The 18,738-nt window shown below is 70.6% G+C and carries 17 protein-coding genes and 5 pseudogenes; 10 read left to right on the forward strand and 12 right to left on the reverse strand.

The window, feature by feature from the left end; all coding sequences use genetic code 11:
• Positions 1-11 precede the first annotated feature (11 nt).
• Positions 12-1,217, reverse strand: a complete 1,206-nt coding sequence (metX, locus tag QQK29_RS12605) for a homoserine O-acetyltransferase MetX (protein ID WP_284300756.1) — start codon at positions 1,215-1,217, stop codon at positions 12-14.
• A 113-nt stretch (positions 1,218-1,330) separates the two neighbouring features.
• A pseudogene (locus tag QQK29_RS12610) lies at positions 1,331-2,637 on the reverse strand (bifunctional o-acetylhomoserine/o-acetylserine sulfhydrylase).
• A gap of 146 nt (positions 2,638-2,783) precedes the next feature.
• Between QQK29_RS12610 and QQK29_RS12615 the strand changes: the two are divergent.
• On the forward strand, positions 2,784-4,256 hold the full coding sequence (locus QQK29_RS12615; protein WP_284300758.1) for an MFS transporter: 1,473 nt from the start codon (positions 2,784-2,786) through the stop codon (positions 4,254-4,256).
• Positions 4,257-4,452: 196 nt separating this feature from the next.
• Here the strand turns inward: QQK29_RS12615 and QQK29_RS18075 are convergent.
• Positions 4,453-5,142 (reverse strand): annotated as a pseudogene (locus QQK29_RS18075) (acyltransferase family protein); the annotation flags it as partial.
• The gene (locus QQK29_RS12620) at positions 5,103-5,372 is read right to left on the reverse strand and encodes an acyltransferase family protein (RefSeq protein WP_284300760.1); all 270 of its coding nucleotides are present in this window, start codon (positions 5,370-5,372) and stop codon (positions 5,103-5,105) included. The pseudogene QQK29_RS18075 and the gene QQK29_RS12620, both read right to left, overlap by 40 nt.
• A gap of 83 nt (positions 5,373-5,455) precedes the next feature.
• Here QQK29_RS12620 and QQK29_RS12625 point away from each other — a divergent pair.
• Positions 5,456-6,225, forward strand: a pseudogene (locus QQK29_RS12625) (SDR family NAD(P)-dependent oxidoreductase).
• Here QQK29_RS12625 and QQK29_RS12630 read toward each other — a convergent pair.
• Together QQK29_RS12630 and QQK29_RS18080 are read right to left on the reverse strand one after the other, a co-directional pair.
• Positions 6,209-7,576: an MFS transporter gene (locus QQK29_RS12630; protein ID WP_348533926.1), complete on the reverse strand. Its 1,368-nt coding sequence runs from the start codon at positions 7,574-7,576 to the stop codon at positions 6,209-6,211. The pseudogene QQK29_RS12625 and the gene QQK29_RS12630 overlap by 17 nt on opposite strands.
• Positions 7,462-7,707, reverse strand: coding sequence for a hypothetical protein (locus QQK29_RS18080; protein ID WP_348533943.1), 246 nt, complete (start codon positions 7,705-7,707; stop codon positions 7,462-7,464). The genes QQK29_RS12630 and QQK29_RS18080 overlap by 115 nt, the downstream gene beginning before the upstream one ends.
• A 52-nt stretch (positions 7,708-7,759) precedes the next feature.
• Between QQK29_RS18080 and QQK29_RS12635 the strand changes: the two genes are divergently transcribed.
• The 6 genes from QQK29_RS12635 to QQK29_RS12660 all read left to right on the forward strand — a co-directional run bounded on the left by QQK29_RS12635 (position 7,760) and on the right by QQK29_RS12660 (position 12,045).
• Entirely contained in the window at positions 7,760-8,485 is a 726-nt protein-coding gene (locus tag QQK29_RS12635; RefSeq protein ID WP_284300761.1) for a Type 1 glutamine amidotransferase-like domain-containing protein, read from the forward strand.
• Complete coding sequence (locus QQK29_RS12640) at positions 8,482-9,195, forward strand: uracil-DNA glycosylase (RefSeq protein ID WP_284300762.1); 714 nt, start codon at positions 8,482-8,484, stop codon at positions 9,193-9,195. The genes QQK29_RS12635 and QQK29_RS12640 overlap by 4 nt, the downstream gene beginning before the upstream one ends.
• Positions 9,196-9,335: 140 nt before the next feature.
• On the forward strand, positions 9,336-10,235 hold the full coding sequence (locus QQK29_RS12645) for an ABC transporter ATP-binding protein (RefSeq protein ID WP_284300763.1): 900 nt from the start codon (positions 9,336-9,338) through the stop codon (positions 10,233-10,235).
• Positions 10,235-11,038 carry an ABC transporter permease gene (locus QQK29_RS12650; protein WP_284300765.1) on the forward strand — a complete coding sequence of 268 codons (804 nt, stop codon included), beginning with the start codon at positions 10,235-10,237 and terminating at the stop codon, positions 11,036-11,038. The genes QQK29_RS12645 and QQK29_RS12650 overlap by 1 nt, the downstream gene beginning before the upstream one ends.
• A 15-nt stretch (positions 11,039-11,053) precedes the next feature.
• Positions 11,054-11,632, forward strand: a complete 579-nt coding sequence (locus tag QQK29_RS12655; protein WP_284300767.1) for a GNAT family N-acetyltransferase — start codon at positions 11,054-11,056, stop codon at positions 11,630-11,632.
• Positions 11,629-12,045: a VOC family protein gene (locus tag QQK29_RS12660; RefSeq protein ID WP_284300769.1), complete on the forward strand. Its 417-nt coding sequence runs from the start codon at positions 11,629-11,631 to the stop codon at positions 12,043-12,045. Before QQK29_RS12655 ends, QQK29_RS12660 begins: the two co-directional genes overlap by 4 nt.
• Before the next feature lie 9 nt (positions 12,046-12,054).
• Here the strand turns inward: QQK29_RS12660 and QQK29_RS12665 are convergent, their stop codons facing one another.
• From QQK29_RS12665 to QQK29_RS12675, 3 genes and pseudogenes are all read right to left on the reverse strand, one after another.
• Positions 12,055-12,825, reverse strand: a complete 771-nt coding sequence (locus QQK29_RS12665) for a hypothetical protein (RefSeq protein WP_284300772.1) — start codon at positions 12,823-12,825, stop codon at positions 12,055-12,057.
• A pseudogene (locus tag QQK29_RS12670) lies at positions 12,822-13,729 on the reverse strand (ABC transporter ATP-binding protein). The gene QQK29_RS12665 and the pseudogene QQK29_RS12670 overlap by 4 nt, the downstream one beginning before the upstream one ends.
• Entirely contained in the window at positions 13,726-14,106 is a 381-nt protein-coding gene (locus QQK29_RS12675; protein ID WP_284300773.1) for a GntR family transcriptional regulator, read from the reverse strand. Before QQK29_RS12675 ends, QQK29_RS12670 begins: the two are co-directional and overlap by 4 nt.
• Before the next feature lie 59 nt (positions 14,107-14,165).
• Here QQK29_RS12675 and QQK29_RS12680 point away from each other — a divergent pair.
• Both QQK29_RS12680 and QQK29_RS12685 read left to right on the forward strand, forming a co-directional pair.
• Positions 14,166-15,490: pseudogene (locus QQK29_RS12680) on the forward strand (amidase).
• Between the two features lie 138 nt (positions 15,491-15,628).
• Complete coding sequence (locus QQK29_RS12685; protein ID WP_284300776.1) at positions 15,629-15,985, forward strand: SIP domain-containing protein; 357 nt, start codon at positions 15,629-15,631, stop codon at positions 15,983-15,985.
• Here QQK29_RS12685 and QQK29_RS12690 read toward each other — a convergent pair.
• From QQK29_RS12690 to QQK29_RS12700, 3 genes are read right to left on the reverse strand one after another with little or no spacing between them, the layout of a single operon-like run.
• Positions 15,964-16,452 (reverse strand): hypothetical protein, encoded by a 489-nt coding sequence (locus tag QQK29_RS12690; RefSeq protein ID WP_284300778.1) that lies wholly within the window; start codon positions 16,450-16,452, stop codon positions 15,964-15,966. The genes QQK29_RS12685 and QQK29_RS12690 overlap by 22 nt on opposite strands.
• Positions 16,449-17,891, reverse strand: a complete 1,443-nt coding sequence (locus QQK29_RS12695; RefSeq protein ID WP_284300780.1) for a dihydrolipoyl dehydrogenase family protein — start codon at positions 17,889-17,891, stop codon at positions 16,449-16,451. The genes QQK29_RS12690 and QQK29_RS12695 overlap by 4 nt, the downstream gene beginning before the upstream one ends.
• Before the next feature lie 51 nt (positions 17,892-17,942).
• Positions 17,943-18,731, reverse strand: a complete 789-nt coding sequence (locus QQK29_RS12700; RefSeq protein WP_284300782.1) for an arginase family protein — start codon at positions 18,729-18,731, stop codon at positions 17,943-17,945.
• Positions 18,732-18,738 lie beyond the last annotated feature (7 nt).

Consider the following 18,738-nt stretch of genomic DNA (forward strand, 5'->3'; position numbering starts at 1 on the left):
CTCACGCGTCGTCAGGCGTCGAGCAGGCGCGCGAGCTCGGGTGCGACCAGAGCGTCCTCGATGAGGAACGCGTCGTGCCCGAAGGGTGAGGAGATCACGATCGGGTCCGCGCCGCTGAGGCTGTTGGGCAGGTGCTTCGCGATGACGCGCTGACCCGGCACGGGAAACAGCCGGTCGCTGTCGATACCGAGCACGAGCCCGAGGCCGGTCGCGCGCGAGAGCGCTGCCGCGACCCCGTCGCGGTCGCGGCCCACATCGTGCGAGTTCATCGCCTCGACGAGCACGAGGTAGCTGTTCGCGTCGAAACGCCGGGTGAACTTGTTGCCGTGGAAGTCGAGGTAGCTCTCGACGGCGAAGCGCCCGCCCCCGCCCATCGGGTTGAGGCCGCTCTGCCAGCTGCGCGCGAAGCGGTCGTCGAGCTCGCTCGGCGAGCGGTAGTTCAGCAAGGCCATGCGCCGCGCGAGGGCGAGACCGCGGTGCGGACCCTCGCCATCGTCGGCGCCGTAGTAGTCACCACCCGCGAAGCCGGGATCCATCCGGATCGCCTCGGTCTGCACCGAGTTCAACGCGATCTGATCGGCGGAGGAGATCGGCGGGCCGGCGAGCACCGCGAAACGCTCGACGCGATCCGGATGACTCACGGCCCACTCGAGCGACTGCATCGCGCCCATCGATCCGCCGATCACCGCGGCCCAGCGTCGGATGCCGAGCGCGTCGGTGAGGACGCGTTGCGCCTCGACCTGGTCGCGGATCGTGAGGTACGGGAAGCGCGGGCCCCATTCGACGCCGTCGGGGGCCACCGAGGCCGGTCCCGTCGAGCCCTGGCAGCCGCCCAGCATGTTGGGCGCCACGATGAACCAGCGGGCGGGGTCGAGCACCTTGCCCTCTCCCACGAGCCCCGACCACCAGCCGGCGGTGGGATGCCCGGCTCCCGGGCGGCCCGTCACGTGGCTGTCGCCCGTGAGCGCGTGCAGCACGAGCACGGCGTTATCGCCTGCGGCGTTCAGCTCGCCCCAGGTCTCGTAGGCGAGGGTGACCGCGGGCAGGCTGCCCCCGCGCTCGAACTCCATCGGTCCGAGCTGCTGGAAGAGACGGTCGCCCGGATCATCGCCGATGCGCCAGGCGCCGGATGCGGGAGGCTTGGCCGAGATGGCGCGGCGGTTGGACTCGGTGACGAACGCGGACGGCACCGCGTCTTCGGGTGTCTGCCAGTCCATCCCGCCCATTCTCCCCGGTCGCGGCGACTGTTACGCGCGTCGTGCGGCGGACGGGGAGAATGGCGCCGGGGCCGGCGCTCGCGCGCGGCCGGCCCCCGGCGCAGCGTCGCGGATTAGCGCGACGCCGAAAGACGCCGCGCGGCGTCGAAGCCCGCCTGCAGGTCGGCCTTCAGGTCATCGATGTGCTCGAGCCCGACCGAGAGTCGCACGAGGCCGGGCGTGACGCCCGCCGTGAGCTGCTGCTCGGGGGTGAGCTGCGAGTGCGTCGTCGAGGCCGGGTGGATGATGAGGCTGCGCACGTCGCCGATGTTGGCGAGGTGGCTGAACAGGCTCACGTTCTCGACGAGCGCACGGCCCGCATCCGCTCCGCCCTTGAGCTCGAACGACAGCACCGCGCCGACCCCTGCGGGGCGTACCGGTTGGCGGCCGCGTGCCACGGGCTGGACGGGAGTCCCGCGTAGTAGACCTCGGCGACATCCGGGTGGCCCTCGAGCCATTCGGCGATGTCCTGCGCGTTCTGCACGTGGCGCTCGATGCGCAGCGAGAGCGTCTCGATGCCCTGGATGAGGCTGAAGGCGCTGTCGGGCGAGAGCGCCGCACCCGTGTCGCGCAGCAGCTGCACGCGCGCCTTGATGATGTAGGCGATGCCGTCACCGAGCACCGTCGTGTAGCTCGCGCCGTGGTACGAGGGGTCGGGCTCGGTGAGGCCGGGGAACTTGTCGACGTGCTGCGACCAGGGGAACTTTCCGCCGTCGACGATCAGGCCGGCGATCACCGTGCCGTGCCCGCCGAGGAACTTGGTGGCCGAGTGCACGACGATGTCGGCCCCGTGCTCGAACGGACGGATGAGGTAGGGCGTCGCGATCGTGTTGTCGACGATGAACGGCACCTCAGCGGCGTGCGCGATGGCGGCGACGGTCTCGATGTCGAGCACGTTGATGCGCGGGTTGCCGATCGTCTCGGCGAAGAACGCCTTGGTGTTGGGGCGTACCGCGGCGCGCCACTCCTCGGGGTCGTCCTGGTTCTCGACGAACGTCACCTCGATGCCGAGCTTGGCGAAGGTGTACTTGAAGAGGTTGTACGTGCCGCCGTAGATCGAGCTCGATGAGACGATGTGGTCGCCCGCATTGGCGATGTTGAGCACCGCGTAGGTGATCGCGCTCATGCCGGATGCCGTGGCGAGCGCCGCCGTGCCGCCCTCGAGCGCCGCGATGCGCTCCTCGGCGACGGCCTGCGTCGGGTTCTGGATGCGGGTGTAGATGTTGCCGAACTCCGCGAGCGCGAAGAGGTTCTTCGCGTGGTCGGCGTTGTTGAACACGTACGACGTGGTCTTGTAGATCGGGGTCGCGCGCGCGTTGGTCACCGGGTCAGGTGCGGCGCCCGCGTGGATCTGCAGGGTCTCGAACTTCCAGTCCGACATGGTTCTCCTTTTTCGGTGATCGCGGCGCATGCACGCGCGCTTGACGGGCAACGCTATGTGCGCCTCGCCCGGCCGCCAAATTCTCGCCGAAATGCCGCGTCACATCCAGGGCCACGCTGTCGGCGCGGGCACGTACGCTGTCGCGAGTGAACTCCGCTTCCCCCAGCGCCCTGCAGACGCCCCGGCGACGCTGGCTCGCTCTCTCCGTGCTCATCCTGGGCGTCGTCATGGGCATGCTCGACACGACGGTGGTCAACGTCGCGCTGCCGACGATCCGCACGAGCATCGACGCTTCCGAGGCGACGCTTTCGTGGATCATCTCGGGCTACGCGCTCGCCTACGGTCTCATCCTGATCCCGGCCGGCCGGCTCGGCGACCGCATCGGCCACAAGTGGGTGTTCACGGTCGGCCTCGCGGGATTCACCCTCGCGAGCCTCGCCTGTGGGCTCGCCGACGACGGCACGGCGCTCGTCGTCGCACGCGTGGCCCAGGGGCTCTTCGGTGGGCTGTTCTTTCCGGCCGTCACGGCCCTCATCCAACTCATGTTCACCGGGCGGGATCGCGGCAAGGCGTTCGCGGTCATGGGCGCGGCGATCGGCGTCTCGACCGCCCTCGGGCCGATCATCGGCGGCCTGCTCATCGAATGGCTCGGGGACGCCGACGGCTGGCGTTCGATCTTCTTCGTCAACCTCCCCTTCGGCGCGGTCGCGATCGTCGCCGCTCTGCTCATCCTGCCGGGCGGGGCCGAGGGCGGGGATGCGCGGGGCGCCGACGGGATCGGCTTCCTGCTGCTGGCGGGAGCGCTCGTCGCCCTGCTCGTGCCGCTCATCGAGGGGCAGGACCAGGACTGGCCGTTGTGGACCTGGCTCTCGCTCGCGGGCGGCGTGGTGCTCGTGGTGCTCTTCGCGCTGTGGGAGGTCGTGCTCACCCGCCGCTCCCGCACGACGCCGCTCGTGCCTCCCCACCTGTTCGCGCATCCGGCGTTCACGGGAGGTGTGATCCTGGCCCTCGTGTACTTCGCGGCGTTCACGAGCATCTTCTTCACCATCTCGATCCTCTGGCAGGCGGGTCTCGGGTTCTCGGCGCTCGAGTCGGGCATCGTGTCGATCCCGTTCGCCCTCGGCTCGATCGTCGGCGCGTCGCTCAGCGACCGGGTGGCGCACCGACTCGGACGCACCGCGCTCGTGATCGGAACGGGGCTCGTCGCTGTCGGCCTCACGGCGGTCTGGCTCGTGCTGCTGCTCGTGCCGGCGGCCGACCTCACCAACTGGGAGCTGCTCGCACCGCTGGCGGTGGCGGGCATCGGCTCGGGGCTGTTCATCGCGCCGAACGCGCAATTCATCGTGGCGACCGTCGACCGTACCGAGGCGGGCGCGGCATCCGGCGTCATCGGCACGATGCAGCGCATCGGTTCCGCAATCGGCATCGCGGTGATCGGGTCGGTGCTATTCGGCACGCTCGACATCGCGGGCCCGAACGACGTCGCCGACTCCTTCGCCGAGTCGGCCGCGCACGCGATGCTCGTGTCGGCGGTGTTCTCGGTTGCCGCGTTCGCGCTCGTCTTCGTGCTGCCCAAGCGCGTCGCGAACGGGCACGAGCGCGCGGTCCCCGCGGAGTAGCGCCGGGTTCAGCGGGTGCGGCGCGCCCCGGTCGGGTCGGTGCGCGACGGAGCGGGCGGCCGGTCGTCGGCCACCGCGAACAGCCAGCGGGGCTTCGGCTCGATGAGGGGCGGAAGATCCTGCGCACCCACGGGCTCGCCAGCAGGATCGAGATCGCGAGCGAGGCGAACACCATCGTGAGCAGCCAGATCGCCGAGGCGTGGTCATCCTTCAACACGCCCGACTCGCGGATCGGGTAGAGCACGAAGGAGTGCAGCAGGTAGACGTACATCGTGGCCTGGCCGAACGCCGTGAAGAAGGTCTGGCGTCGCGGGATGAGCACGAAGAACGCCGCGGCCAGCACGGCGGCAAGCACGATGAGGCCGAGGCGCAGCAACCCCGCCCACCACACGGGCTCGCCGAGGGTCTGGTACGAGGCGTCGTAGAAGAACCAGAACCGCAGATCGAAGGCCCGGAACTGCTGGATGTTGAGCAGCACGACCGCGAGCCAGATGCCGAGCGCGCCCGCGGCGACGAGGCGCGCGCCCACGACGGCGGCGGGGGAGAAGTCGCGCCAGCGGTCGACGACGCTCCAGGCCCGCAGCTTCCAGCCCAGCACGAAGAACGGCAGGATGCCGATCGCCCGCGAGAGCGAGAAGGTCGAGTCGACGTTGGAGAAGTACCCCACCGTGACCGAGGCGACCACCGCCCACAGCAGCGGCCAGCGCAGCAGGCCGAGGTACGGCAGCACCATCCGGAAGATCGCGAGCGCGAGCAGGAACCACAACGTCCAGTGCGGCTCCGTGGGGTTGAAGACCTCGACCCCCTCCACGAGCCACTGCACGAGCGACCAGATCGACTGCATGATCACGTAGGGCAGCACGATGTCGGTGACGATGCGCCGCATCTGGCGGATGCCGGGGGCGTCGCCTTGGAGAAGTAGCCCGAGACGATCGCGAATGCCGGCATGTGGAACGCGTAGATGAAGAGGTAGAGCGTGAGCGCGTTGTCGGAGTCGCTGATCTGCCGTTGGATCGCGTGCCCCATCACCACGAGCACGATGCAGCCGAAGCGCGCGTTGTCCCAGAACGGGATGCGCACCCGGGGCTTCGTCGGCAGGGACGCGGTGACGCTCATCCCTCCAGCGTATGCCGCAGGGTTTCGAGACGCATCGCTTCACGATGTGCTCCGCAACCGGTTTTTCGCCCTAGCGTGGGGGCATGACGTATCGCGTGGTGGTGACGGGTGCGAGCTCGGGGATCGGCGAGGCGACGGCTCGGCTCTTCGCCGCGCACGGCTGGCAGGTGATCGGGGTCGCTCGGCGCGCCGACCGCCTCGACGCGCTCGCGGCCGAGGGGTGCTGACGCCGATCGTCGCGGACGTGACGGATGACGCCGACGTCGCGCGCATCCGTTCCGAGGTCGAGGCGGGCGGCCCGTTGCACGCGCTCGTCAACAACGCGGGCGGGGCGTTCGGCACCGAGAGCGTCGAGGAGGCGATCCTCGAGGACTGGCGCGCGATGTTCGAGACCAATGTGCTCGGCACCCAGCGCATGATCGCCGCGTTGTTGCCCGCACTGCGGGAGGGCTCGCTCGAGCGGGGCTCGGGCGACATCGTCGCCGTCACCTCGATCGCGGGCCATACGGTCTACCCGGGTGGCGGCGGCTACAACGCCGCCAAGCACGCGCAGCACGCACTGCTTGGAGTGCTGCGACTCGAGCTCGGCGGCGAACCGCTGCGGGTCATCGAGATCGCGCCGGGCATGGTCAAGACCGACTTCTCCCTCGTGCGCTACCGTGGCGACCAGGCCGCGGCCGACGCCGTCTACGCGGGGGTCGAGCACCCGCTTGTGGCCGACGACATCGCCGAGGCGATTGTGCACGCCGTCGAGCTGCCGCCGCACGTCGACCTCGACCTCGTCGTCGTGAAGCCCGTTGCGCAGTCGGCGGTGCGGGTCATCCACAAGGGACCGCTCACTCCGAAGCGCTGACCGCCTCCGCATCCGGCAACAGCTCGGCCTCCATGTCGGCGAAGGCGAGCTTCGGCACAAAGAACAGCAGCACCATGGCCACGAGGGCGCCGATGCCGCAGATCGCCCAGACGGTCATGTAGCCCGCGAGCGGTGCGACCGTCGTCCGGGCCGCATCCGCGGCGGCCGTCACGAGCACGACTCCGAACACCGCCGAGGCGAAGGCGCCGCCGATCGTCTTGGTGGTGTTGGTCATGCCGGAGGCGATGCCGGTCTGCCCGCGCGGGGCCGCCGCCGCGGCGGCAGCGGGCAGGGCGGCGACGAGGGCACCCGAGCCGAGCCCCGCGATCACCATGTTCGTCATGACCTGCCAGGTCTCCAGGTGGAAGGGCAGGAACAGCAGGTAGCCGACCGCGACGAACGCGGTCGCGACGATGAGCGCGAGGCGGGGCGCCATCCGCTTCGACGCCGCCGCGAACAGCAGCGCGCCCACGATCATCGACACGAGGTAGGCGCCCACGACGTAGGAGCGCGCGTCGTCGGCGAGGCCGAGACCGTAGCCGTGCTCGCCGGGATCGGTCGCCGCGTAGGTGAGCAAGGGCGCCTGCGCGCCGAGCACGCTGATGCCGAACAGCGCCGCCGTCGCGAGCACGGGCCACATGCTCGGCTGCCGCATGACCCGCAGGTCGATCGCGGGATCCGGATGCCGCAGCTCCCAGCGCGCGAACCAGACGAGCACGGCACCCCCGGCGAGCACCGCGGCGACGAGCACCGCGATCCGCACGCCCATCGGCACCTCGATATCGCCGACGCGCGCGAGGCGCAGGAAGACGAGCCCTGCGGTGATGAGCAGCAGCCCGAGCGAGAGGAGGGCGAAGCCGACGCCGTCGAGTCGCCTGCGTCCCTGTGGCTCCGACTCGGGCACGCCGAACAGGATCGCGAAGAAGACGAGGGTCACTGCGACCGCGGGCACGAAGAGGGTGAGCATGACGTTCCCGTCGACGGCCCGGAACACGCGGCTGGCCCCGAGGGCGCCGATGATCGCGCCTGCCTCGAGAGCCACCACGAGGAAGCCCGCCGAGCGTCGGGTCTGTGACGCGGCCGTGTCGGTGCGGCGGCCGCGGTCGAAGATGAGGGCCACCTCGAGCGGCAGCCAGACGACGTAGAACGACTGCAGCGACCACGCCGCGAGGAAGCTCCAGAAGTCTCCGGTGAACGCGAGCCACCACGTCGCGCCGGCCGTCAACGCGGTCGAGATCAGCAGCATGCGCTTGTGCCCGTACATGTCGCCGAGCTTCGAGAAGATCGGCACGATGATCGCCGAGAGCAGCAAGGCGCTCGCCTCGAACCAGTTGAAGTCGCCGTCGTGGATCTGCAGATGCGCGACGAGCTCGGGGATGAGGGCACGTAGAAGCCCTGCAGGATGCCGCTCGTCAACTCGACGAGGAAGAGGAAGCCGACGAGCGAGAAGGTGATCGCCGCGCCGTTGCGGGTTCGAGTCATAGACGGATGCTAGGGCCTCCTGCGCTTGCGCGTGACTCGCTAGCGTGGAGGTATGAGCGTGCATCTCGTGGGAGGCGGCTGGACGCCGGTCGGCGATCCCGCGATCACCGCGACCTTTCTCGCGGAGGCGTCCGTGCGTGCCGCGGGCAGCGGGCGGATGGTGCCCCGCATCGGCGTGCTGATCGCCGTCACCGGCGACACGCCATCGCCTGAGTTCCGGGACGGGTACCCGGCGTCGCTGCGTGCCGTCGCCGCGTGCGAGCCGATCGTCACGATCGTCGAGGCGGGCGACACCTTCGCCCCGCGCGTGCTCACCGACATCGACGCGCTCGTGGTGGGCGGCGGGGTCACTCCCGCCTACCTCGCGGCGGTCGACCCGCTCGTCGAGGAGATCCGGCTGCTCGTGGCCGACGGGCTGCCCTACCTCGGCTTCTCGGCGGGCGCCATGATCGCCGCCGACCGTGCGATCGTGGGCGGCTGGCGCATCAACGGCATCCCGGTCTGCCCCGAGCCGACCGCGCAGGGACTCGACGAGGTCACCGTGGTGGAGGGGCTCGGCCTCGTCGACCTCGCCGTCGACGTGCACGCGGCGCAGTGGGGCGTGCTCAGCAGGCTCGTGGCGGCGACCGAGGCGGGACTCGTCGACGGCGGCGTCGCGATCGATGAGCACACCTCGCTCGTGGTCGGCGACGACGGTTTCGCGGTGGCGGGCGCGGGCAGCGTCTGGCAGGTGCTCGACGAGCCCGCGGGCGTCATCGTCGGCACCCTGGGCGCATGAGCGCTCCGCGGCCGCTCGCCGAGCTCGTCGACCCCGGCTGGGCGTCGGCGCTCGAACCCGTCGCACCGCAGGTGGCGCAGATGGGGGAGCTGCTGCGCGCAGAAGTGGCGGCGGGCCGCCCCTACCTTCCCGCGGGAGACAAGGTGCTGCGGGCGTTCACAAAGCCCTTTGACGGGGTGCGGGTGCTCATCGTCGGACAGGATCCGTATCCGACGCCGGGTCATCCGATCGGCCTGTCGTTCGCCGTCGAGCGGCACGTACGCCCGCTGCCGCGCAGCCTGCAGAACATCTATCGCGAACTTCACGACGACCTCGGCATCCCGCCCGCCGAGCACGGCGACCTCTCGGGCTGGTCGCGGCAGGGCGTCATGCTGCTCAACAGGGTGCTCACGGTGCGCGCCGGCAGCTCGGGGTCGCACCGCGGCATGGGATGGGAGGCCGTGACCGAGCACGCCATCCGCGCGCTCGTGGCCCGGGATGCGCCGCTCGTCGCGATCCTCTGGGGCCGGGATGCCGGAACGCTGCGGCCGCTGCTCGGTTCGACCCCCATCGTGGCGTCGGCGCACCCCAGCCCGCTGTCTGCCCACAACGGCTTCTTCGGCTCGAAGCCCTTCAGTCGCACCAACGCCCTGCTCGAGCAGGCCGGCGGCACCCCCGTCGATTGGGACCTGCGCGCCGCGGACGCCGGTTTCGAGACGCGTCGCCGCTGAGGGCGCCGCTCCTCAACCAGCTGACCGCCCAGGTGGTTGAGGAGCGCATCGCGCAGCGATGTGCGTCTCGAAACCGCCGTCCACCTCGCCTCCGCCGGAAGGGGAGGACGCGACCCGACGCCCCTCGATAGCGTGGAGGCATGACCGGAGCCGTCATCGAGATCCAATCCCTCACCAAACGTTTCGGCGGCACGACCGCCGTCGACGACCTGAGCTTCCGGGTCGAGCCGGGCGTCGTTACGGGCTTCCTCGGCCCGAACGGCGCAGGCAAGACCACGACGCTGCGCACCCTCGTGGGCCTCGTGCAGCCCACCTCGGGCAGCGCGACCTTCGACGGCAAGCGCTACGTCGAACTCGAGAAGCCGCTGCACACCGTCGGCACGGCCCTCGAGGCCGCGAGCTTCCACCCCGGCCGTACCGGTCGTGACCACCTGCGTGTCGTGGGCGCCGCCGCCAGCATCCCGACGGCGCGCGTCGATGAGGTGCTCGCGTGGGTCGGCCTCGCGGATGCCGCCACGCGTCGCGTGGGCGGGTACTCGCTCGGCATGCGGCAGCGCCTCGGCCTCGCCTTCGCCCTGCTCGGCGATCCCGGCGTGCTCGTGCTCGACGAGCCCATCAACGGACTGGACCCCGAGGGCATCCGCTGGATGCGCTCGTTCCTGCGCGATCTCGCCGCGCAAGGCCGCACAGTGCTCGTCTCCTCGCACCTCCTGAGCGAGGTGCAGCAGACCGTCGACCGGCTCGTCATCATCTCGCACGGGCGACTCGTCTACGAGGGCACTCTCGACGGCCTCGAGTCGGGCGCGACCGCGCGCGTGCATGTCGATGCCGCTGACCGTGACGCCCTCGCTCGTGCGCTCACGGCGGCGGGCGGCCAGGTCGAGGTCACCGACAACGGCCTCCATGTCAGCGGTCTCGATGCGGATGCGGTGGGCGTCCAGGCGCTCGCGGCCGGGGTGCCGCTGCGATTGCTCATTCCCGAACGGGAGGGCCTTGAGAACGTCTTCCTCGAACTCGTCGGCGAAGGAGGGATCCGCTGATGCTGCGTTCCATCCGCTCCGAGCTGCTCAAGACCTCGACGACCCGCATCTGGTGGATCCTCGCGATCATCCTGTTCGGCTATGTCGGGCTCACGGCCGCGGGCATGGCCGCCCTGTTCACGACGATCCGCGAGCAGCCGGACGGTGCCGCGATCCCAGCCGAACTGGTGCCGCCCCTCGTCTACAGCATCGCGACGGCTGTCGGCTACGTCTTCCCGCTGCTGTTCGGCGCGCTCTCGAGCACGACCGAGTTCCGGCATGAAACGTTGACCCCCACCTTCCTCGCGACCCCGCGCCGCCCCGTGGTGCTGGTCGGCAAGGTCGTCGCGGGTGCCGTCTGGGGCGTCGTCTTCGCACTCGTGGGGCTGGCGGCATCGGTCGGTCTCGGTGCGCTCGTGCTCGCGACGACGGGACAGCAGACGCTGCTGGACTCCTCCGACACCTGGGCCCTGCTCGGGCGGATCGTGCTCGCGATGCTCGTGTGGACGATCGTCGGCGTCGGACTCGGGGTGCTGATCCCCAACCAGGTCGCCGCGATCGTGATCGTGCTGGCCTTCACCCAGTTCGTGGAACCTCTGCTGCGCCTCGCTTCGTCGTTCTGGGAGTGGACCGCGCGGATCGGCGGCTTCCTTCCCGGCGCCGCGAGCGATGCGCTCGTCGGATCGAGCATCTTCACCGCGTTCAGTGGCGCAGCCGCGACGGAGGCGCTCGAATGGTGGCAGGGTGGATTGGTGCTGGCGGGTTACGCTGTCCTCTTCCTTGGAATCGGCGCGCTGACCACGTGGCGACGTGATGTGACCTGACGCTCGGGAGGGCGGATGCTGGAAGAGGAATACAACCCGCGTCGCACGCTGCCACCCCACCTGCGCGCGAAGCCCGCCGCCGAGCAGGAGTTCGCGTTCAGCATCCGGGATGCGACCGAACGCGACCTTCCCGACATCCGCGAGATCTACAACCACTACATCGCGAACTCGACGGTCACCTTCGACGAGGAGCCGCAGACGCTCGCCGAGTTGCGCGCGAAGTTCCGGCACACGAAGAAGCTCGGCTATCCCTTCCTCGTCGCGGTATCGCCGAGCGGCGAGATCCTCGGCTACGCGACGGTCGCGCCGTGGAAGCAGAAGGCGGCCTACCGCTACACGGTCGAGAACTCGATCTACCTTCGTGCCGCGTCCACGGGCAAAGGGCTCGGAACCGCATTGATGGGGGAGTTGCTCACGCGCGCCAAGGCAGCGGGCATCAAGGAGGTCATCGCCGTGATCGCCGACAGGGGCGCCGAGCCGTCGATCGCCATGCACGAGCGCTTCGGCTTCACCGAAGTGGGGCGCATGGGCAAGGTCGGCTTCAAGTTCGACCGCTGGCTCGGCACCGTGCTCATGCAGAAGAGCCTCAAGTGAGCGCGCTGCAGTTGCGTCTCGTACTCGAGACCGACGACCTCGAGGCGGCGCTCGCCTTCTATCGCGACGGTCTGGGGTTGCCGGTGCTGGAGTCCTACGAGGCTGAGGGCGATGCGCGCGTCGTCATCCTCGGCATCCCCTCCGCGACGCTCGAACTCGCCAACCGCGCCCAGATCGACTTCATCGACCGGGTCGAGGTCGGGCATCCGGCCGCGCACGCCTACCCGCTCACGATGCGTGTCGCGCTCGAGGTCGCGGATGCGCGTGGGGCGACGGATGCGGCGGTCGCCGCGGGAGCGGAGCTGGTCGCCGCACCGACCGAGACGCCGTGGCGTTCGCTCAACGCCCGGCTCGAGGGACCAGACGGCGTCGCCCTCACCCTGTTCCAGGAGTTGGAGCAGGGCGAGGGCTGACGTGGCGCGTCAGTTGCGGGGAGTTGCTCGCCGCAGCAGGAGGTGGCCGACGGCCGCGGCGAGCACCGCGGGCACGAGCAGCACGCTCGCGATGCCGAGGGTGCCGAGCGTTGCGACCCCGTGCCAGAACGAGGGCCAGGCCCCGGTGAGGGTGATGGCCGCGACGGCGGCGAGCACGAGCAGTCCCAGCAGGATGAGCGAGGCCGTCAGGCCGAACGCCTTCCAGCGCACGAAGACCGCCGCGAAGATCATGCCGGTGAAGAAGAAGAAGACGAACCAGCAGAAGTAGATCCACCACTGGGCGATCCAGCCGTCATCGCTGGCCAGGTAGAAGGTGCGGAAGAAGGCGCCGTTGAGACCCCAGCCCCCGGTGAGATCCTCGATCCAGGCAGCGCACGTCAGGATGAGCGCGTACCCGGCCGACAGCAGCAGGAAGGTGAGTCCGGCACCCGCCGTGAACGCGCGGCGGGTCGACCCGTAGCCGAGGGCGAGAGGGAACGCCAGGTTCACCGCCTGAACGGCGACGACGAGCATGTAGACGAAGATCCAGGCGGCTGCACCGTTGTAGCGGATGCCGTCGGCCGCATCCGTCGCGTCGCTGCCCGACACCGAGCTCATGATGAGCCACCAGATGGTCCAGGTCATCGCGAAGATGATCCCGAGGATGATGAGCGGCATCCCGATCGTCGTCCATGGGTTCGCGGTGAGAAGCCGCACGATGCGCCACGCGCGCACGGCGGGCCGCGCCGGGATGCGCGGGAGGGTCTCGACGGCGGTCATGCGTTCTCTCCGTTCGTGCGGTCGGCGTTCTCGCCGGTGGTGGTGCGGATGACGAGTTGCTGCAGCGAGACGGGTGCCAGTTCGAGGCCGGCCTCGCGTGCCGCGACCCGCCCGGCGTCGTCGAGCCCCGCGACGGTCGCGGTGGCGAGCCCGCCGAGCGCGGTGCGGTGCAGCACCTCGCGGCCAGCCGTGAACGCCTCGACGGCCGAGCGGGCGCCCACAACGTCGACCGCGGAGCCGCGCAGTTCGTCGGCATCCGCGTCGATGATGATGCGTCCGTCGTCGATGACCACGACGTGCTCGAGCAGATTCGAGACCTCGTCGATCAGGTGGGTCGAGAGCACCACGGTGCGCGGGTGCTCGGCGAAGTCGGCGAGCAGCACGTCGTAGAAGAGCTGCCGCGCGACGGCGTCGAGCCCGAGGTAGGGCTCGTCGAAGAAGGTGAGCGGGGCGCGGCTCGCGAGCCCGACGATCACGCCGACGGCCGAGAGCTGACCACGGGACAGCTTCTTGACGCGACGGTTCTCGGGCAGGCGGAAGCGCTCGACGAGGTCCGCGGCGAAGTCCTCGTCCCAGTCCGGGAAGAACCAGGGGCGCTCCTGAGTACGTGCTTCACCCGGAAGTCGTCGGGGTAGCGCTGGCTCTCCTTGATGAAGCACACGTTGTCGAGCACGCGTGCGTTCTCGACGGGAGACTCCCCGAACACCTCGATCGTGCCGCGGGTGGCGAACTCCTGACCGGTGAGCAACTGCATGAGCGTCGTCTTGCCGGCGCCGTTGCGGCCGAGCAGGCCGTGGATGCGGTTCGCCTCGAGCGCGAAGCTCGCGTCGGCGACGGCGTGCACGGTATTCGTGCCGTGACCGTAGCTCTTGCTGAGACCCTCGACGCGCGCGACGACGCTCATCGGGCGTCCTCCTCGATCATTCCCGCGAGTTGCGCGGGGGAGATGCCGAGCTTGTGTGCTTCGGCGATGAGGGGAGCGATGAACTGCTCCCGGAATCGGTTGCGGCGCTGGGCCACGAGGCGCGCACGCGCACCGTCGGCGACGAACATGCCGATGCCTCTCTTCTTGTAGAGGATCCCTTGCTCCACGAGCAGCCCCACGCCCTTGCCCGCCGTGGCGGGGTTGATGCGCAGGAAGGCGGCCAACTCGTTGGTGGAGGGAACCTGGGTCTCTTCCGGAAGCCGGCCCTCGACGATGTCGTCCTCGAGTTGTTCCGCGATCTGGAGGAAGATCGGGCGACTGTCGTCCACATGGGCTCCCGGGGTGGATGGGTTCATTACTTGAGTAACTAACCAACCAGGGTGGCGCATGAAAGTCAAGCCCGTACGCTCGAGTCATGTTCGAGCTGCACCACTTGACCGCCGTCGAACAGCTCGACTGGCTGCGGCGGGGCGAGGTGACACCGCGTGAGCTCGCCCAGCACTACCTCGCCCGCATCGAGCGTCTCGACGGGCAGCTGGGCGCCTTCGCCGTGGTGGACGCGGATGCCGCTCTCCGCCGTGCGGACGAGGTTGAGACCCTGCCGCACGCCGTGGCGCTCTGGGGGCTGCCCTTCGCCGACAAGGTGCTCGTCGCGCGCGCCGGTCGGGAGACCGCCTTCGGATCCCGCGCCTTCGCGGGCTTCGTTCCCGAGCACAGCGACGAGCTCGCGACAGTGCTCGACGATGCGGGCGCCGTGAGCCTCGGCGCGACCGCCGCACCCGAGTTCGGCTTCCCGAGTTACACCGAGCCGCTCGCCGGGCGTCCCGCGCGCAATCCCTACGACCTCGCACTCGGCGCGGGAGGTTCGAGCGGGGAGCGGCCGTCGCCGTCGCCGCGGGGCTCCTGCCGGTCGCGCCGGGTTCCGACGGCGGGGGATCGGTCCGCATCCCCGCCGCCGCCACCGGTCTTGTGGGGCTCAAGCCCTCGCGCGGTCGGGTTCCCGCCGGTTCCGGCTTCGACACGCTCGCCGGTCTGGTGGCGGCCGGGCCGCTGGCCCGCACGGTCGCGGATGCCGGTCTGCTGCTCGACGCGCTCGCCGCTCCCCGGGGAGCCCGCGCGAGCTGGGCCACGAGCGCGCCCGACGAGGGCGGCGACGAGCCGTTCCTCTCGGCGGCGACACGCGGCGAGGGACGATTCCAGCTCGCCGTCACCTTCGACTCGCCGTGGGCATCCGCCTACGACCTCGACCTCGACCCGGCGGCGCGCGCGGCCGTCGAGCGCGCGCTCGCCGAGCTGACCACCCTCGGACATGGCTTAGAGGAGCTTCGGATGCCGGAGGAGCCGGGCTACGCCCCCGCCTTCCGCACGGTCTGGCAGGGTGGCGCGGCGACCCTGCCGCTCGACGATGCGCAGCTGACGCTCGTCGAGCCGCTCACGCGCTGGCTCGTGGAGCGCGGTCGCGCGCTCGGCGCACGGGAGCTCGGCGACGCCCTCGGCTGGCTCGCCGGCTACGAGCGCCGCACGATCGCTCTCTTCGCCCCCTACGACGCGGTGGTCACCCCGGCGCTCGCGCTCACCCCGCGGCCCGTCGGCTGGTACGACGCCGAGGACGGCGAACGCAACTTCGAGCAGCAGGTGCGTTACACGCCGTTCACGAGCTTCGTGAACGTCGGGGGCTGCCCGCGATCACGCTTCCCGTGGCGACGACCGAGGACGGCCTGCCGATGGGGGTGCAGCTGATCGGGCGCCCGGGCGGAGAGCGCGTGCTGCTCGCGCTCGGTGCCCAGCTCGAACGCCGACTGCACTGGCAGCGTCGGCATCCCCCGCCTGGTAGGGCATCCTGGCGATGTTAGGTAAGCCTGACCTATACTGAACTCGATGCTGCTCTCCGACGTCCTCTCCGCCTCCATCTCGTGGCACCCCTCCGAGGGTGACTCGGTGCTGCTGGGCGCGGTCGACGACGACATCGCGATCGCAGAGACGATCGCCGCCACGCTGCCCGCCAAGGCGCGCGGCCGCATCTTCCTCGAGGTGGGCGACGCATCCGGCATCCGCGCCTTCGCCGCACCCGGGCGGGTGTGCGTCACCTGGTTGTGCCGCGACCGGGGGCAGAGCATGCGAGCGGCCGTCGACGCCTGGCTCGCCGAGATGCTGCCGATCGAAGCGGAACGCGAGCACCAGGTGTATGCCTGGACGTCGGGCGATCGCGCCGCTCACGCTCTCACGAGCGACTGAGCCGCCCGCTCAGCGCAGGTAGCCCCCTTCTCCAACCCCGCCTCGACCTCGAAGCGGTTGGTGCGCGCCTCCGACCCCGCCGCGAGATAGAGCAGCGGCATCGCGAGACCGTACCGCCGCCACTGCTCGCGGTGCACGGCCTCGTGTTCGAGCACGGGATCGGATGCCGCGTCCCGTGTGAGGTACACCGCGCCGATGGTCGTGCCCCCGCGTCCGAAAGCCCAACGTGGCAGGCGATGGATGACGTGCAGACCATGGCTCGAGCGGTGCCGTCCGAGCAGCATGGTTCCCCACACGAACGCGCAGCCCGTCGCGAACCAGTACCCGGGTCGCGCGATCACCGGCCACAGCAGCACGCGACGCACGCCCGGCGCGGCGGACACCGCGCGCACGAGGCCCGCGGCCGCTCGCTCGAGCCGATTCGGATGCGCGGGACGCACCGGGTCGGGGCGCGCCGGTACGGTCACTCGGGCGACTCCGTCTGCGAGCCCGGGCGTCCCAGCGCCTCGAGCCAGCGCAACCACACCTCGTTGACCGTCGGGTAAGCGGGAACGGCGTGCCAGAGGCGGTCGATGCTCACCTCGCCGACGATCGCGATCGTGGCCGCCTGCAGCAGCTCGCCGACATCCGGGCCCGCGAAGGTCGCGCCGACGAGCACGTTGCGATCGAGGTCGATCACCGCCCGTGCCTGCCCCCGGTAGTCGTCGGCGTACACCGTCGCGCCGGCGAGCCACGACAGGTCGTAGTCGAGCACCCGGGTGCGCAGCCCCGCTTGCTCGGCGGCCGAGGCGGTGAGACCCACGGATGCGATCTCCGGGTCGGTGAAGGTAACCTGCGGCACAGCGCTGTGGTCGGCGGTCGCGACGTGGGCACCCCACGGTGCGTCGTCGACCGGGCGGCCGGCCGCGCGCGCCGCGATCGCATCGCCCGCTGCGCGCGCCTGGTACTTGCCCTGGTGCGTGAGCTTCACCCGCCCGTTGACGTCTCCCACGGCGTACAGCCAGTCGCTCCCCGGCACCCGCATGGTGTCGTCGACGTCGATCCCGGTGCCCGCGACGAGCCCCAGCTCCTCGAGCCCGAGATCGTGTGTGCGACCCACGCGGCCCGTGGCCACGAGCACGCGCTCGGCGAGCACGCGCCCGCCGTCACCGAGGGTGAGCACGGCATTCTGCTCGGCACGGTGCGCCTGCACGACGTCGGTATCGGTCATCACCCGCACGCCCGTCGCCTCGAGCGACTCCCGCACGAGTTCGGATGCGAACGGCTCCATGCCCCCGAGCAGGCCGTGTCGCGCGATGAGGGTCACCCGGCTGCCCAGGTTCGCGTACGCGGTCGCGAGCTCGCAGCCCGCGACGCCGCCACCGAGCACCGCGAGTGTCGCGGGCACCTCGGAGGCGCTCGTCGCATCCCGGGTGGTCCACGGCTCGAGTTCGGCGAGGCCCGGCACGTCGGGCAGCACCGGCACGGAGCCCGTGCAGACCGCGACCGCGTGGCGCGCGACGAGCTCGGTCACGGTGCCGTCGGATGCCGTGACGGTCAGGCGCCTCGGTCCGGTGAAGCGCGCGTGGCCGCGCAGCAAAGCGATGCCGGCGCCGTCGAGCCACTCGACCTGCGAATCATCGGAGCGGTCGTGCGTGATGCGGTCGCGCCGGCGGAAGACGGCCTGCGCGTCGATCTCGCCGGTGACGGCCTCCGCCGCTCCGCCCACGGCCTGCGCGGCCCGCACCGCTGCGCCGGGGCGCAGCAGAGCCTTCGAGGGCATGCAGGCCCAGTACGAGCACTCGCCGCCGACGAGCTCCTCTTCCACGATGACGGTCTCGAGCCCGCCCTGCACCGTGCGGTCGGCGACGTTCTCGCCCACCGCGCCCGCACCGATCACTACGACGTCGACTTCGCGCGCGTTCATGGATCGAGCGTAGGCCCGGGTCGCGCCGGCGGGGAGGGGAGGAGACGGGCGTCAGCCGCGGAGCGCCGCGATGAGCCGCAGGATCGTCGGCGCATCATCGACCGCGGACGCGGCCGACTCCGGAGCGAACGACGCGATCGTCGCGCCCGCGAGCGGGAGTCGCGCGACGAGGGCTTTGACGACCGCGACGAGCTGCGAGGTGCCCACGCCGAACGGGATCGGTTCGAGCAGACCGAGGAACTCGGGCGGATCGAGCACGTCGAGGTCGATGTGCACGTAGACACGGCGCGCGCCGGTCGCGGCCACCGCCTCGGCAACGGCTTCCGCATCCGCGAGCTGCGCGACCGTGAGCGAGGTCACGCCCTTCTCGGCGGCGAAATCCACCTCGGGCGCGTCCCACTCGCGGGCGCCTGCGACCACGACGCGCGTGGCATCCACGGTGCCGTCTTCGACAAGGGAGGCGAGCACCATGCCCGCGAAGGCGCCCGAGGGCGAGGTGCTCGGCGTGTTGAGGTCGGGATGCGCGTCGAACCAGACGACGGCGAGATCGTCGGTCGCGACGTGCGCGATCGCCGCCGCCGACACGGCGCAGTCCCCGCCGATGACGATCGCGGGGGAGTTGGCCGTGCCGAGCTCGTGCGACATCCGCTCCCGCACGGCGCGCAGCGAACTCAGTCGCGCGATGCCCGAGCCCTGTGCGTCGCCCGCCTCGAGAGGCACCTCGACGAGCCGCGTCGAGGAACTGGGCAGGTCGCTGCGGATCGCCTCGGCGCCCTCCGCGAGCCGCATGGCCCTGCTCGAGGGCGAGCCCTGCCATTGGGGAACGACGACGAAGGTCATAGGCCCT

Source organism: Homoserinibacter gongjuensis, assembly GCF_030161875.1.
Lineage (GTDB): Bacteria > Actinomycetota > Actinomycetes > Actinomycetales > Microbacteriaceae > Homoserinibacter > Homoserinibacter gongjuensis.